The sequence below is a fragment of the Aeromonas sp. R9-2 genome, from assembly GCF_040908025.1.
Taxonomy (GTDB): Bacteria; Pseudomonadota; Gammaproteobacteria; order Enterobacterales; family Aeromonadaceae; genus Aeromonas; species Aeromonas veronii.
This window is the reverse complement of the sequence record NZ_JBFOCX010000025.1, coordinates 265,533-278,985: the sequence shown is the minus strand read 5'-3', so window position 1 is coordinate 278,985 and position 13,453 is coordinate 265,533. Positions and strand designations below refer to the sequence as shown.

Here is a 13,453-nt window from a genome sequence, read left to right as displayed (position 1 = left end):
TTGCCGATTGACGAAAAAAGTCTGACTTTTCCGATTTGGGCGGGACTCATCGGGGATGTTCAGCCCGGGCCAGGGCTCTTCGCAACCGTATCACGCTTGCCACTCCTTGCTGCAAAAAAATAAGGTGCCATAAGGCACCTTGTCTGGATGGGTTTTTTACGCCCTTTTATCGCAGGCAACCGCGAGCCGCTTCACAGTTTACGAATTCGTCGCGGCTCATCGGTTAATCTTGTGCCGCATCAGGCAAAGCAGGCCCAGATGGGGGCGTGGTCGGAGGGTTTCTCGATGCCGCGCAGCTCGTAGTCGATACCGGTCTCGGTCACCTTGTCCTTGAGGGCGTCGGAGACCATGATGAGATCGATGCGCAGGCCGCGGTTCTCGTCAAAGCCCTTGGAGCGGTAGTCAAACCAGGAGAAACGCTCGCACTCGGTGGGATTGGCGGCGCGGAAGGTGTCGGTCAGGCCGAACCCTTTCAGTCGCTCCATCCATTCGCGCTCGATGGGCAGGAAGGAGCATTTGCCATCCCGCAGCCAGCGCTTGCGGTTTGCCTCGCCGATGCCGATGTCGAGATCGGTGGGGGAGATATTCATATCCCCGATCAGCACCAGCTGGTCGTCCGGGGTGTGGTTGGTCTCGAGGTAGTGCTGCAGATCCTCGTAAAACTTCTGCTTGGCCGGGAACTTGGTCTCGTGATCCTGGCTTTCACCCTGCGGGAAGTAGCCGTTCATCACCTTGATGAGAGAGCCGTCTTCGCGCTCGAAGGTGGCCATGATCATCCGGCGCTGGGCCTCTTCGTCATCGGTGGGGAAGCCTTTCTCCACCTTGACCGGCTTCTGCTTGCTCATGATGGCGACCCCGTAGTGGGCCTTCTGACCGTGAAACTCCACGTGATAGCCCATGGCCTCCACATCGGCCAGCGGGAATGCTTCATCGTGCACCTTGATCTCCTGCAGGCCGATCACATCGGGCTGGTGCTTGTCGATGATGGCTTGCAGTTGGTGCAAACGGGCGCGCAGGCCGTTGATATTGAAAGAGATGATCTTCATGTCCGGGATGCTCATGTCATTTTTATAAGTGGCTATTGGACTAGGAATCGGCGGTGGATGCAAGTTCGGGGGCTGTGACTGGTGCAGCGGCTTGGTAACCTGTTCACGATCCGTCGCGAGAGGCTGTCAGCAAGGTGAAGCGCAGCGCAGGAACCGGATTGTATATGTATACATGAGGATTCCGAGCAGCACATGAGCCTTGATCACAGCCTCGCAGTAGGATCGTGGACAGGTTTTCAGCGGGTCATCTTCTTGACGAATACCACCACAAACAGCGCCAGCGTGAAGCTGCCGGTAAAGGCTTCAAAGGCGGCGAAGATCCTGGAGAGCCCGACCGGAGTGAAGTCGCCGTACCCCAATGTGGTGAAGGTGACCACGCTGTAGTAGAGGCATTCGAGCAGGAAGATGGCGTTTTGCTCGAGCGGGGCACCGGGCTGGTAGATGAGGTGCTCGCCCTGAAAATGCAGTCCGCAGAAGAAGTAAAAAATGCTGCAGATAAAGATGAGCAGCAACGAGAAGAGCACCACCCGCATCGGGGCCTCGCCATAGCCGCAGAAGAGATCGACCACCCAGGAGGTGAAGCGCTGGGTCGACCAGAACGGCAGTTGCAGGCGGCGCATGGTGAGCTCCTGCTGGATATAGTTGCCGGACATGGTGAAGATCCCCTGTGCCTCGGAGGCTTTGCGCAGATCCCGGTAGGTCTCTTCCGCCTCCTTGAACCAGATGCGCGCCTGTTTGGGATCCCGTTCGCGCCGCCCCTTGCGATCCTGCATCACCCGTTTGCCGGTCTGCATGTTGTCGAGCCGGGTGTTGTGCCAGCGGATGCCGAGCAGGTTGACGTCATCGAGGGTGGCGCACTGGAGGTTGGCATCACTGAGATCGGCCTTCATCAGGCTGCCGCCCTTCATGCGCAGGCCGTAGAGGTGACCACCACGCAGGTTGGCGCGATAGAGGTTGCACTGCTCCAGCAAAAATCCCTGATCGGACTCCTTGTTGACCAGATTGAGACCCGCCAGATTGGCCCGTGACAGCTGCAGGCCGTGGCAGAGTCCGCCAGCGCGAACGTACTGTTCAAGCGCCTCGGCGGTGCGGGCTTCCTGATGGGTATGGTGGGGATCATGCCAGTGGCAGAGATCGTGATCGCCAGCCTCTTCACTGCAGTGGCGGCCATCGGCCACCAGATAACGACACATCGCCATCTTCGTTTCCCTCGCATTGCCGAACTGGTTTCAGCATAGGCGGGGAAAAGGGGGCGCGGCGGGGTCTTAGCTGAACTGGTTGAACTCCTGACGCAGCTTGCGAAAACGCTCCTGCTGGGCCGGGTTGAGGGGGATGCCGTCGAGCACGTCCAGGGTGTCTTTGCACTCGGCACCAAACTCCGGGCTCTTGCGGTTTTTCTGCATCAGTTGCAGCAGCACCTGGATCTTGTTGAGAGCCGCACCGGTATTGGCGGGAGCGCGGCGCAGGGCCTCGCGAAAATGACCGAGGGCCTGCTCCAGCTCGCCGCTCTGATAGGCCTTGATCCCCAGATCGTTGAGCTGCTGGTAGCGCTGACGCCGCTCCAGCACCGTCTTGTCATCGCGGGTTGCCTGAATGCAGGTGGTGAGCAGCCGATCTTCGTCCTCCGCCAGCAGCCCTTGCAGGCTTTCGGCATATTCAAACTCGCCGAGCTGGTAGAGGGCAAGGATGGTTTCGCCAAGCAGGGCGGGGGGCATGGTGGCCGGTTCATCGAGCCAGTTCTGATTGGCGCGATAGAGCATCTTCTTGCCCTTGAGCAGCTCCCCCAGCGCAATCTGCACCCGGGCCTGACAGATCTGCTCGAACACCGGGTAGTTGAACTCCGACATCATCAGCGAATCGCGGATGCGCGACAGGGCAGAATTGACCTGCTTTTGCAGGTTGGCGATGTGGTAGCTGTCGTTGCTATTGAGGGCGTAGAGGGTCAGGGTCTGGATATAGGCCCCCAGATAATGGGGCGTGCGGTGAATGGAGTTGCGCGACAGGTCGATCAGCGACATCAGCACATCCTTGGCCTGGGCGTAGTCGTGACGCTGCAGGCACACCTCCGCCAGCCGACGGGAGAGTTGCACCGACTGGGGGGAGATATCCACCGCCCGTCTGAGCTCCTGCTGCGCCTGCTCGTCATTGCCAAGGGCCAGCAGGGATTCTGCCAGCCAGAGGTGAGCCTCCACCATCAGCGGGGTATTTTTGAGGGTCGCCTGCAGATGGCTAACCGCCTCTTCGTGGAGCCCCAGGGTGTTGCACGCCTTGCCCAGCGTCAGGCGGGCCCAGCTGTTCTCCTGCCCGGCCAGCAGCTGGCGCATCAGGGCGCGTGCCTCCTGCGCCTGACCCAGCTTGAGGTGGGTATCGGCCTGCAGGCAGCGGCAGTAGTTGGCAAAACGGGGCACCGCATCGGCCCGCTCGGCACAGGCGGTAATGAGGGCTGCCAGATTGTCATCGGCCAGCGCGGTAAAGACGCTGGCCAGCGCGTTGCGCCGGGCGAGGGCACGCTTCAAGCGAAACGAGAACTGCTCCTGAGAGAAGGGCTTCATCAGGTATTCGTCGGGCTCGGCTTCCAGCGCGCTCAGTACCATGGCGCGGGAGCTGTCGCCACTCACCATGATCACCACGCTCTGGGGCGGGATCAGGTCTTTGTCGCGCAGGCTTTCGAGCAACTGACGACCATTTTCACCAACCCCCAGATCGTAATCGATGAGATAGATGTCGAAACTGCCCTTCTGGCAGCGGCGCCGCGCATCCTCGGCGGTATTGGAGTAGGTGATGTTGCTTATACCCAGATTGAGCAGCATCGCCTTCATCATCACCTGAAACGAGCGCTGCTCATTGACCATCAGAATGCGTTGTGGCTTGGCTGGGCTCTTTTTTTCTGGCTCTTGTTCAGGTGTCTGCATCTGTCTGGGTCGAGGCGCTGCGGGCTGATGAGGGAAAGTGTGCCACCAAAGCGCCCGAAGAGGCAATTGGCCAAGTTGTCGATTGCGAACCATCTCCGTTTGTCCGCCTTTTGCCCGCGATGAGTGAAAGAAAAAGGCCCTGTTGCCAGGGCCTTGAACTCAATGTTTTTTCTCTGCCAGATAGGGAGCAAATTGCGGCGTGTACTCGGCCTTGAACCCCTGTTCGGTCTTGATGATGAGATAGACCGCCAGCTGGTGCTGTTTGGCAAATGCCATCCCCGCTTCGGGCCCCATCACCATCAGCGCGGTATCGAGGGCATCGGCCTCCAGTGCGGTCGGGGTGATCACGCTGGCGGAGACCAGCTTGTGGGTGACCGGCTGGCCGGTGGCGGGGTCGATGATATGGGAGTAACGCTGGCCATCCAGCTCGTAGTAGTTGCGATAGCTGCCTGCAGTGCTGAGCGCCATGCCGTTGGGGATGACGATATCGGAAAACGCTCCCGGCTGATCGGAGGGTTCGACGATGGCCACTTTCCATGGCGAGCCCTTGCTGTTGTTGCCCTTGCTGCGCACCGCACCGGCCACTTCGATCAGGTAGTTGTGTACCCCCTTGCCCTCGAGCAGGGCGGCGATTTCATCCGATGCCGCCCCCTCGCCAAGGGTGGAGAGGTCGAGATAGAGATCCGGGATCGTTTTTTCGAGCAGGAAGTGATCCCCCTGCGGGGTCAGGCTCAGCTTGTCGATCCCTACCTTGTGGCGGGCGGCGGCGATGGCCGCCTCATCGGGCCGCTTGACCGGCCGTTTGTCCGGGCCAAAGCCCCACAGATTGACCAGAGGCCCCACGGTCACATCCAGCTTGCCGTCGGTCAGCTTACCGGCATCCATCCCCTGCTGGACTATGATGGCCATGGCGGGCGGGATGGCAAACGGGGTGTTGGCGGGCCCCTGATTGAAACGGGAGATGAGCGAGCCCGGATCGTAGGTGGAGATCTCCTTGTTCATCCGGGCCAGCAGGCTCTCTACATCGCTTTTGAGGGCGGGCTCCCCGCCGGGGTAGCTATCGCTCAGGGTCACCACATAGTAGGTGCCCATGGTCTTGCCCTGAATTCGGGTCTGGGCTGGCGGGGTTGGCTGGCAGCCGGCCAGCGCCAGCAGCAGGGTCAGCAGCAGGCCGCGCAGGGCCGCCACGGGGGTTATCGCAATCATCCGGCGCTCTCATCTGGAGAAGGTTCATATCGGGGCGCTAGCTTAGCCAAGGGGCGCCCGCCGGGCGAGCCCTGATAGGGGCAATCGGAGGGAAAAGGGCAGAAAAAATTAAACAGTTTTGAACCTGTGGCGGGAGCGGTTCGTATCGTCCATCCGTGAGGGAGATAGTGGCGAGTAGAGCACCGTCTGGTGACCTGGCCCGCAGCTTTGGCCAAAAGCCATAGCCGATTGAAGACAATTGAGTAAAATGAAGGTCGATTTAGACGGCATCTTTGCGAAGCGTTCACCGCATCCGCCAAGTCGTTGCCATCCATTGCCAATCAAAGGAGAAGATGATGAAAAAGGCGATTACCCTGCTGTTTCTGAGTACCCTGGCTGCCCCCGTGCTGGCGGATGAGTGTGCACTGGTCATCGAAGGCAATGATGCCATGCAGTACAACCTCAAAGAGATGAGCGTGCCGGCCACCTGCAAGGAGGTGACGGTCACCCTGAACCATACCGGCAAGCTGCCCGTGACCGCCATGGGTCACAACTGGGTGCTGGCCAGCACCGCCGACTATCAGACCGTGGCGACTGCCGGGATGAGCGCCGGGGCCGAGAACGGCTATCTGCCCAAGGATGATCCCCGTGTACTGGCTCACACCAAGCTGATCGGCGGCGGCGAGAGCAGCAGCGTGACCTTCAAGACCGACGGTCTGGCGGGCAAGGATCTCACCTTCTTCTGCTCCTTCCCCGGCCACTTCGCCATGATGAAGGGCTCCTTCAAGGTCAATTAAGGTGCTGACCGGCACGAGCCGGTTGCCTCGATAGCAAAAGCCGGGATTTCCCGGCTTTTTCATCTCTGTTGCTTGCGTTTGGCGTGGGGTGGCATGGCTGCGAGCCCACGCCAGCTCTATTTGGCTTGAAGGGTAAAGAAGGCGATGGCGGTCTTCTTCTGGCATTCGAAGTGAATGCTCTCTTCCCCGGTCACCACCAGCGTCTCGTTGATGGCCACCTCTTTGCCCTGCACGGTCAGCTGGCCGCTCAGCAGGTGACAGAGGTAGGTCTTCTCTGGCTCGAGGGTAAGGGTCAGCGGGAAGGGGAGGTTCAGCACCCGCACGTTGGCGCTGATGCGATCCGGATGGTAGATAAGCCCCAGATCGGTCACCTCTTTTTTCAGCAACTCGCAGTGGGTCTCCTCATCGCCGCTAAAGTGCGCCGCCTCGAAGGTGGCGTAGGGGTGACCGTTGAGCACAAAGCCTGCCCCGCTCACCGGTAGCAAAATGCGCTGATAGCCGGGAAAGGGGGAGAAGGGACCCGCGCTCTTGATGGGGGCCGAGCTCAGTCGATAGTCAAAGTCGAGTTTGGCAAGGCTGCTCCCCTTGGGGGAGATGAGGATCTGGCTGGTAGTGCCCTGCTGGTTTTTCCAGGGCATCTTCTGGTGGTTAGACTCTTTAATCAGGGTGATCACGGGCACTTCCTCACGATAAAAAAACGCAGGGAGCCGGGGACATCTGCCCCGGCTCCCTGATAGAGAGTGGCGATGGTAAAGGCGATCAGCCCTGACCATCCAGCGCAGCCAGCCGCGCTTCCATGGCGGCGAGACGGCTCTTGAGCTCGTTTACCTCCTGCTCCAGCTCGCTCAGACGGTCGGCGGCAGGGGAGGCATAGGCCGCGGCGGGAGCGGCATCCATCATCGCCTGAATATCCACTTCGCCGCTGAACAGGTGGGCGTAGCGGGATTCGCGCTTGCCCGGCTCGCGCGGCAGCTTGACCACGTAGGGGCCACGCTCGATGAGCTGGGTCAGCACCGCATCCACCTCGGTGACATCATCGAAGCTGCAGAGGCGGTTGGTGCGCGAGCGCAGCTCCCCCGGGGTTTGCGGGCCGCGCAGCAGCAGTTCGCAGACGATGCCAAGCTCCTGGGCACTGAATTTCAGCTCGCCAAATTCGGTGTTGCAGAATCTGTGCTGATAGCGGGGCACCCGGGCGTTGAAGCCTGCAGTGTTGACCACCAGCCGCTTGCGGATCAGCTCGTCCACCACGGCGCGGATATCGAGCTCGGAGAGCTCCAGCACCGGCTCGCGGTTGCTCTTCTGGTTGCAGGCGTTGACCAGTGCATTAAGGGAGAGGGGATATTGATCCGGGGTGCAGATCTCTTTTTCAATCAGACAGCCGATGACGCGGGCTTCCAGCGGGCCAAGTACTAACTCCATTTCCTACTCCCTTCCAAATCGAGACATCAAGAGCCCCTATCTTAGTCATGGTCCGCGCCGCGTCTAGCGTTGCGCGCCATTTTTGCGAGCTGATCAGGGCGTTGGCGAAAGGCTCGCCAACGCCAGAGGTCTCCGCTTTTTATCGCTGCCCCTGATAGAAGCGCGCCTTATTGGCATACATGTCGTCGTCAGCCACCCGGCTCAGCTCCGCCAGCGGGGTCTGGTCGCTGCTGCTCCAGCCGATGGCAAAACGCAGCGGGAAGCTGTGCTCCCCATGTTGCACGATGGCGTGCTGCTGGCTTGCCTCAAGTCTACCTGCCAGCTGCTGGCTGGCGAGGTGATCCGCCTCCGCCAGCAGGACGAACTCGTCGCCGCCGATGCGGAAAATCTTCTCGTCCTGGCGGCAGAGGGTGCGCAGCTGGCGAGCCATCTGGATCAGCAGGGCGTCGCCTGCCTCGTGCCCATACTGGTCATTGGTACGCTTGAGGCCGTTGAGGTCGAGCATGAAGAGGGCGAGGTGACGCTCGGGATGGCGTGCCAGCACCGCCTGATAGTGATGGAAGGTCTCTTCGAACGCCTGTCGGTTGGGCAGCCCGGTGAGGTTGTCGGTGCGGGCGACCCGCGCCAGCTCGTCGGTGAAGAGGCGCCCCTCGATGCCCACCGCCAACTGCTTGGCAAACAGCCGCAAGATGGCCCTGTCTTCGGACTCCAGCCCTTCTGCGCTCACCATCAGATAACCAAACAGCACGCCACTTTGGCTACCGGGTAGAGTCATGATCTTCCAGAGAGCGTCATCCCACTGGCATTCGGAGTGTTTAACCTCCTCATCCATCAGTTGAGCCAGTTTCTCCTGCAAGGCATCCCGCAAGGGGAGATCGACCCCCTGGGTCAGGGAGTAGTGGGGCTGCCCGTCTCGGCGGATCACCAGTCCCCAGCGGTGGCCGGGATAGAGCTGCGAGAGTTGCAGCAGGGCGGAGCTGGCCAGCTCGGCAATATCGATATCCAACTGCTGGTGCAGACCGAACTGCAGCCAGGATTGCAGGATATGGCGGCTGCGCTCCTCCCGGCTCAGGGCCGAGCGCAGGGCGGTCGTTTGCGAGGCAACCTCTTGCTCCAGTTCGTCGTTGAAGCCGAGCAGCCGCTGGTTGAAGGCCTCTTTCTCGCTATTGGCCTGCTGCAGCTGTTCATTTTGCTGATAGAGCGCCCGCACCTGATCCGAGATGGTGCTGGCCATCTCCTGCAGCAACTGGCGCACCTCGTCGTACTCCACAAAGCGCAGCGGTGCCTGCCGTTGCTGGTAGTTGCCCTTGCCATAGCTGCGCACCAGCGCGGCCAGCGAGCGCAGCGGTCGGGTGAACCAGCGGGTGAGCCAGATGCAGCCGATGGCCACCAGCAGCAACATGACAGCGATGCTGACGGTCAGCAGCTGTTGGGATTTATTGAGCTCGCTGACCCTGTCATTGCTGTAGCTGTAGAGGGTGATGGTGGGGGTGATCTCTTGCTCCAGCTGGGGCCAGCCAATGGCCAGGGGCTGCGCCAACTTGCTTGGCTCCCTGTCATCCATGGCGTTGGCGTTCTGGTGAGCCCCTTCGTAGAGACGGTTCTCGCCCTGGGAGATCACCAGATATTCGCTCCCCTTGAGATAGGGTTCCAGCAACTGGGCCATCTGCCGCCAGGGGAGAATGGCCATCACGAAGCCGGAAGGGGTCTGCATCACCCCAGCGCGCTGGTGGTTGCGATAGATGGGGGCTACCAGCGCCAGCCCGCCGCTGCGGTTTTGCTCCATGTCGTCGACCAGCACGGGATCATCGACGGGCAGCAGCAGATGCTTGCCCTGTTTCGCCTCGCGGGTCTTGCCCCAGGCCATCAGCTGCGGCATCAGGTCGCTCGACTCGAGGTGGGAGGCCTGACCATTGATGTACTCCACCACCAACCCCTTGTCATCGATGAGGTAGGCTGAGGTGATCAGGCTGTTGGATTTGACAAAGGTGGCCAGTGCCAGTCGGGCATGGCTGGAGAAGAGGAAGTTGTCGAGGGCCTGATGGAGTACCCGATCCTGGCTGAGCTGATTGATCTGGGTGCCGATCAGCTCGCTGCGAAAGCGGGCCTCGCGGGTCATGCTGGTGAGGGCCCGCTCCAGCTGTGACTGCTCGCTCTGGGCGATGATCTGGTGCTGGCGGATCAGCAGCACAGTGCTGGCCAGCAGCGCCGGCAGAAGGGCGACGGTGAACAGGATGATGATGAGGGTCGGGCCGAGCCGAAAGGTGCGATGTTTCATGGTGCTTTGACCTGCCGGTACTGCTGATCGGCCAACTGCTGCATATAGCGGGCGGTGTCGGCGGCACTGATCCCCTCTTTAAAGCGCTCGAACCCTTTCTCCATCGCTTGCCAGGCGATGGACATGGCGCTGTCGGAAGGCATGGGGGTACTGAGGGTGAACTGCTCCAGCAGCACTTTTTCCTGAGGCGCGGGACGGCGGCTGATGGCGGTAAAAGCCTGCTGATTGACCGGCAACAGCGCCCCCTGATGATAGATGAACTGCTGAATATCCTGACGCTGGATAAAGGCCATCAGTGCTTTGATGACGGGTTGCCGATCCTCATCATCCATCGCCCAGCGGGAGGCTCCCATCACGTAGGCGCCGCTCATGGAGTGCATGGGATGGCTTTGCCAGCGGGGCAGCAGGGCAACGCCCAGCTTATCCCCCATGTTCTTCACCAGATCGTTGAAGGCCCAGTCCCCATTGATGAGGTAGGCGCTCTTGCCCTCATTGAAGCGGGCGAGGGCGGTGTCATAGTCGCACTCGGGATCGACCCACTGTTCGCTGACGACGGTGCGGTAGGCCTCCAGTGCCTGCACCATGGCCGGGCTGTCGAGGGTGATGTGCCCTTCGGTCACCGGCGAGCCGCCAAAGGTGTGTAAAAAGGCGGCGAAGTAGTACATGTCGTGATAGGGCCAGCTGACGGGGTAGACCCCCTTGGCCTTGAGGGCCTGGGTGATAGCTGTCAGTTGCTGCCATTGAGTCACCGGAGTCGAGACCAGCGCCTTGTTGTAAAACAGCATCAGATGGTTGCCCTGCATCATGGGCATGCCCCAGCGTTGCCGATCAAGGGTGACATAACCCAAGGCGCTGGCCATTAGCGCGGGGGAAAACCACTCGGCCGGGAGGGGGGCGAGGGTCATCTGGCGATAGAGGCCGATAAAATCGGAGGGGATCAGCATCAGGTCGGGCAGCCCCCTGGCCTGAGCCGCCAGCAGGAGATCCGCCTTGATCTTGCCCGGCTCAATCTGGGTGACCCGCACTCTGTGGTTCCCCTCCTGATTGAAACGGGCGATCACGTCGTCGATCACGTAACCGGCTTGCTGGGAGTGCCACAGCTCCAGTTCAGGCTCCTGAGCCTGCAGGGGGTGGCTTAATGCGAACAGGCAAAGCAGCAAGAGATGATAAAAAGATCGTTTTCTGCTCATGTTATCATCACCGTTATTCCCTGAATTCCAAGGGAAAAATGTAACAAACTACCGGCAAGATCGGTAGGCTCGGGTGTCAACTAATTGACTGAAACAACAAAAAGCCCGGCGCGTGGGCCGGGCTGGGGGATAAATTGCTTATCCGCATATTCTTCGAGGCATCTATTGTGGATGTTGTTTGAGGATGTCGTATATCTCCTCTTTCAGTTTGAGTTTCTGTTTTTTCAGATCTCTCACCTCGGCGCTATAGTCGCTGGCGTGATGCTTTTCCAACTTTCTAATCTCCGCATCCAGGTCGTTGTGCAAGTCAAACTTCTTCTGGAAATGGACATCACTGCTCTTCAGTTTCGAGATGAGTTCTCTGTACTCTGGGAACATGTAATGGAGCCTCCTTGGTTTCGTTTGATTGTGCCTGTAAGACCAAAGCTACCCCTTAGTGCCGGGGATAAATGTGATCCTGATCGGATTTGGGGGCAATGATTTGGAGTATTCGGCGGGATATTTATAACTTGTTGAATCAAAACAAGATAAGTGATTTATCAATCTGAATGGTGAGCCAAACTGTGCGACAAGTCACAACAGGGGCAGTGTTGGCGTGAGGGTGCAGGATCAAAAAAGGGGCCGAGTGGCCCCTTTTTATGGATGCAGGCAACGTTACTCTTTATCTTCGTCCGCCTGCTCTTTTTTCTTTTTCTTCTCGGGCAGCGGCTTGCCATCGCGGTGGATCACCTTGCCCGCCTCAAAGCCAATCTGGGCCGCCAGCTCCTCCAGATCCGCCGACTTGGCCTGATCCCCGATGGCGTAGCGATAGTTGGCGATGGAGAGTTTGTCAGCCACCGGCGTGCCCGGGACGATAGGCTCGCGCCAGCCCTGGCCGATGTGGGCCACCAGGGTGCCGTTCATCAACAGCTCGCCGACGATCTCCTGGGTCGGATTGCCCTTGCCGTAGGTGAGACCCTGCGGGTGCTTCTTGCCGACCAGCGGCTCGTTGCTGGCGGGGATCAGCTTGGTGCGGATCAGCCACTTGGGCTTCTTGGTGTTGCCCACCGCCTTGCCGGTCTGGTACTCGTTGATCTTGATGGTCTTGATCATCTGGGCCATGAAGTCCTTGGTCAGCGCCTTCTGGGCGTCGCTGGTTTCATCGATTGCGATGGGGGCCACATACCAGGTCTGGGTGGCTTGAGCCTTGGGAGCGGCAGGGGCAGTTTGCGCCATGGCCAGGGGGCTGAGCAGGATGGCAGCCAGCAAGAGTCCTATCTTCTTCATTGTGATTCCGCTTTTGTTTCAACAAGAATTTTGTTTTGCCAGCGACGACTGCGCCAGCGCCAGAACATGGCCAGACCGCGCACCCACTCGTCGCAGGCCAGCGCCAGCCAGATACCGACCAGTCCATAACCCTGCATGATACCGAGGAAATAGGAGAGTGGCACGGCAATTCCCCACATGGAGAGCAACGCCATGTAGAGGGGGAAACGGGCATCCCCGGTGGCCCGCAGGGCGTTGATCACCACCAGATTGAAGGTGCGGCCGGGTTCGAGGATAAGGCTGATAAGAAACAGTTGCGCCACCTGGGTGATGATGTCGGCATCATCGGTAAAGAGGCTGATGATGGTACGGCCATTGAGGGCAGCTGCCACGGCGATGACGCAGGTGACTGCCAGCCCCAGTTTGAGACTCTTGAGCAGCTGTTGATAGGCGCGATCGAACTGCCTGGCTCCTGCCAGATGACCGATGATGATCTCGTTGCCAAGGCCGATGGAGAGGCCAAACAGCAAAATAAACAGGCAGATCTGGAAGAAGTAGGATTGGGTTGCCAGCGCCTTGTCCCCCAGCAGTCCGACAAAGGCTGTCACCACCATAAACTGCAGCATCCAGGAGAGGTTCTCCCCTGCAGCCGGCAGGCCGATATGGAGCACCTTGCCCAGCATCTCCCGGCTGGGGTGGACGATATCGCGCACCACCAGTCGAATGCCGGTCTTGCGTGCTACCAGCCACACCAGCAGCACCACACCCACCAGTCGGCCCGCGACCGTGCTGATGGCGACACCGGCGACACCAAGCTGGGGCAGGCCGAACCAGCCGTAGAGCAGCAGCAGGTTGCCGACGAAGGTGATGAGGTTGACGATGAGGGTCACATACATCGCCTGACGGGTGTGGCCGTGAGCGCGCAGGGTGGCCGCCAGACAGAGGGCTGCGGCCTCCGGTAACAGGCAGAGACCGATGATCTGCAAGTAAAGCGTCCCGTCGCTCATCAGGTTGGCAGGCAGGTTCATCAGCGCCAGCATGGTGCTGGCCCCCGCCATCACGCCGATGGCGGCTACCAGACCGATCAGCAGGTTGAAGCCGATGGCGGTGTGGATCACCACCCGACTCTTCTCCCGATCGCCGGCCCCCAGATACTGGGTGATCACCACGCTGGTACCGATACTGACGAAGCTGAACAATGTGATGGCGAGATCGAACACCTGATTGCCGACCGCCAGCGCCGCCACTCCCTGATAGGAGACATGACCCACCATGAAGGTATTGAGGGCACCGGTCAGAAAGTGCAGGGCGAGATCGATAAAGAGTGGCCAGGTCAGCGCAAATAGCGTGCCCGGGCCTGCGTGGGATTGAGATTGCATGG

General features: G+C 59.9%; 12 protein-coding genes. 1 reads left to right on the top strand and 11 read right to left on the bottom strand.

What is annotated here, in order from left to right; genetic code table 11:
* Positions 1–239: 239 nt before the first annotated feature.
* From xthA to AB5Y71_RS13605, 4 genes are all read right to left on the bottom strand, one after another.
* Positions 240–1,046, bottom strand: coding sequence for an exodeoxyribonuclease III (gene xthA, locus AB5Y71_RS13620; protein WP_368171798.1), 807 nt, complete (start codon positions 1,044–1,046; stop codon positions 240–242).
* Between the two features lie 236 nt (positions 1,047–1,282).
* On the bottom strand, positions 1,283–2,245 hold the full coding sequence (locus AB5Y71_RS13615) for an ion channel (RefSeq protein ID WP_043821290.1): 963 nt from the start codon (positions 2,243–2,245) through the stop codon (positions 1,283–1,285).
* A gap of 66 nt (positions 2,246–2,311) precedes the next feature.
* Positions 2,312–3,958 carry a tetratricopeptide repeat-containing response regulator gene (locus tag AB5Y71_RS13610; protein ID WP_005361691.1) on the bottom strand — a complete coding sequence of 549 codons (1,647 nt, stop codon included), beginning with the start codon at positions 3,956–3,958 and terminating at the stop codon, positions 2,312–2,314.
* A 159-nt stretch (positions 3,959–4,117) separates the two neighbouring features.
* Positions 4,118–5,164 (bottom strand): FAD:protein FMN transferase, encoded by a 1,047-nt coding sequence (locus tag AB5Y71_RS13605; protein ID WP_368171797.1) that lies wholly within the window; start codon positions 5,162–5,164, stop codon positions 4,118–4,120.
* 335 nt (positions 5,165–5,499) lie between these two features.
* Here AB5Y71_RS13605 and azu point away from each other — a divergent pair, with 335 nt between their 5' ends.
* Positions 5,500–5,940: an azurin gene (gene azu, locus AB5Y71_RS13600; RefSeq protein WP_005337768.1), complete on the top strand. Its 441-nt coding sequence runs from the start codon at positions 5,500–5,502 to the stop codon at positions 5,938–5,940.
* A 116-nt stretch (positions 5,941–6,056) separates the two neighbouring features.
* On the opposite strand, the gene AB5Y71_RS13595 is transcribed toward azu, so the two are convergent.
* From AB5Y71_RS13595 to AB5Y71_RS13565, 7 genes are all read right to left on the bottom strand, one after another.
* Entirely contained in the window at positions 6,057–6,614 is a 558-nt protein-coding gene (locus tag AB5Y71_RS13595; RefSeq protein ID WP_368171796.1) for a HutD family protein, read from the bottom strand.
* 85 nt (positions 6,615–6,699) lie between these two features.
* Positions 6,700–7,359, bottom strand: coding sequence for a YceH family protein (locus AB5Y71_RS13590; RefSeq protein ID WP_064336484.1), 660 nt, complete (start codon positions 7,357–7,359; stop codon positions 6,700–6,702).
* 139 nt (positions 7,360–7,498) lie between these two features.
* Positions 7,499–9,637 (bottom strand): diguanylate cyclase, encoded by a 2,139-nt coding sequence (locus AB5Y71_RS13585; RefSeq protein WP_368171795.1) that lies wholly within the window; start codon positions 9,635–9,637, stop codon positions 7,499–7,501.
* Positions 9,634–10,827 carry an extracellular solute-binding protein gene (locus AB5Y71_RS13580; RefSeq protein WP_368171794.1) on the bottom strand — a complete coding sequence of 398 codons (1,194 nt, stop codon included), beginning with the start codon at positions 10,825–10,827 and terminating at the stop codon, positions 9,634–9,636. The genes AB5Y71_RS13585 and AB5Y71_RS13580 overlap by 4 nt, the downstream gene beginning before the upstream one ends.
* A gap of 162 nt (positions 10,828–10,989) precedes the next feature.
* Positions 10,990–11,205 carry a YdcH family protein gene (locus AB5Y71_RS13575; RefSeq protein WP_005337763.1) on the bottom strand — a complete coding sequence of 72 codons (216 nt, stop codon included), beginning with the start codon at positions 11,203–11,205 and terminating at the stop codon, positions 10,990–10,992.
* A gap of 276 nt (positions 11,206–11,481) precedes the next feature.
* The gene (locus AB5Y71_RS13570; RefSeq protein WP_040094762.1) at positions 11,482–12,093 is read right to left on the bottom strand and encodes a hypothetical protein; all 612 of its coding nucleotides are present in this window, start codon (positions 12,091–12,093) and stop codon (positions 11,482–11,484) included.
* Positions 12,090–13,451: an MATE family efflux transporter gene (locus AB5Y71_RS13565; RefSeq protein ID WP_005361670.1), complete on the bottom strand. Its 1,362-nt coding sequence runs from the start codon at positions 13,449–13,451 to the stop codon at positions 12,090–12,092. Before AB5Y71_RS13565 ends, AB5Y71_RS13570 begins: the two co-directional genes overlap by 4 nt.
* Positions 13,452–13,453: the final 2 nt, after the last annotated feature.

Excerpts from the sequence above, each read along its gene's own strand:
- xthA (WP_368171798.1), bottom strand. The coding sequence starts at position 1,046 with ATGAAGATCATCTCTTTCAATATCAACGGCCTGCGCGCCCGTTTGCAC.
- AB5Y71_RS13615 (WP_043821290.1), bottom strand. The coding sequence starts at position 2,245 with ATGGCGATGTGTCGTTATCTGGTGGCCGATGGCCGCCACTGCAGTGAA.
- AB5Y71_RS13610 (WP_005361691.1), bottom strand. The coding sequence starts at position 3,958 with ATGCAGACACCTGAACAAGAGCCAGAAAAAAAGAGCCCAGCCAAGCCA.
- AB5Y71_RS13605 (WP_368171797.1), bottom strand. The coding sequence starts at position 5,164 with ATGATTGCGATAACCCCCGTGGCGGCCCTGCGCGGCCTGCTGCTGACC.
- azu (WP_005337768.1), top strand. The coding sequence starts at position 5,500 with ATGAAAAAGGCGATTACCCTGCTGTTTCTGAGTACCCTGGCTGCCCCC.
- AB5Y71_RS13590 (WP_064336484.1), bottom strand. The coding sequence starts at position 7,359 with ATGGAGTTAGTACTTGGCCCGCTGGAAGCCCGCGTCATCGGCTGTCTG.
- AB5Y71_RS13585 (WP_368171795.1), bottom strand. The coding sequence starts at position 9,637 with ATGAAACATCGCACCTTTCGGCTCGGCCCGACCCTCATCATCATCCTG.
- AB5Y71_RS13580 (WP_368171794.1), bottom strand. The coding sequence starts at position 10,827 with ATGAGCAGAAAACGATCTTTTTATCATCTCTTGCTGCTTTGCCTGTTC.
- AB5Y71_RS13575 (WP_005337763.1), bottom strand. The coding sequence starts at position 11,205 with ATGTTCCCAGAGTACAGAGAACTCATCTCGAAACTGAAGAGCAGTGAT.
- AB5Y71_RS13570 (WP_040094762.1), bottom strand. The coding sequence starts at position 12,093 with ATGAAGAAGATAGGACTCTTGCTGGCTGCCATCCTGCTCAGCCCCCTG.
- AB5Y71_RS13565 (WP_005361670.1), bottom strand. The coding sequence starts at position 13,451 with ATGCAATCTCAATCCCACGCAGGCCCGGGCACGCTATTTGCGCTGACC.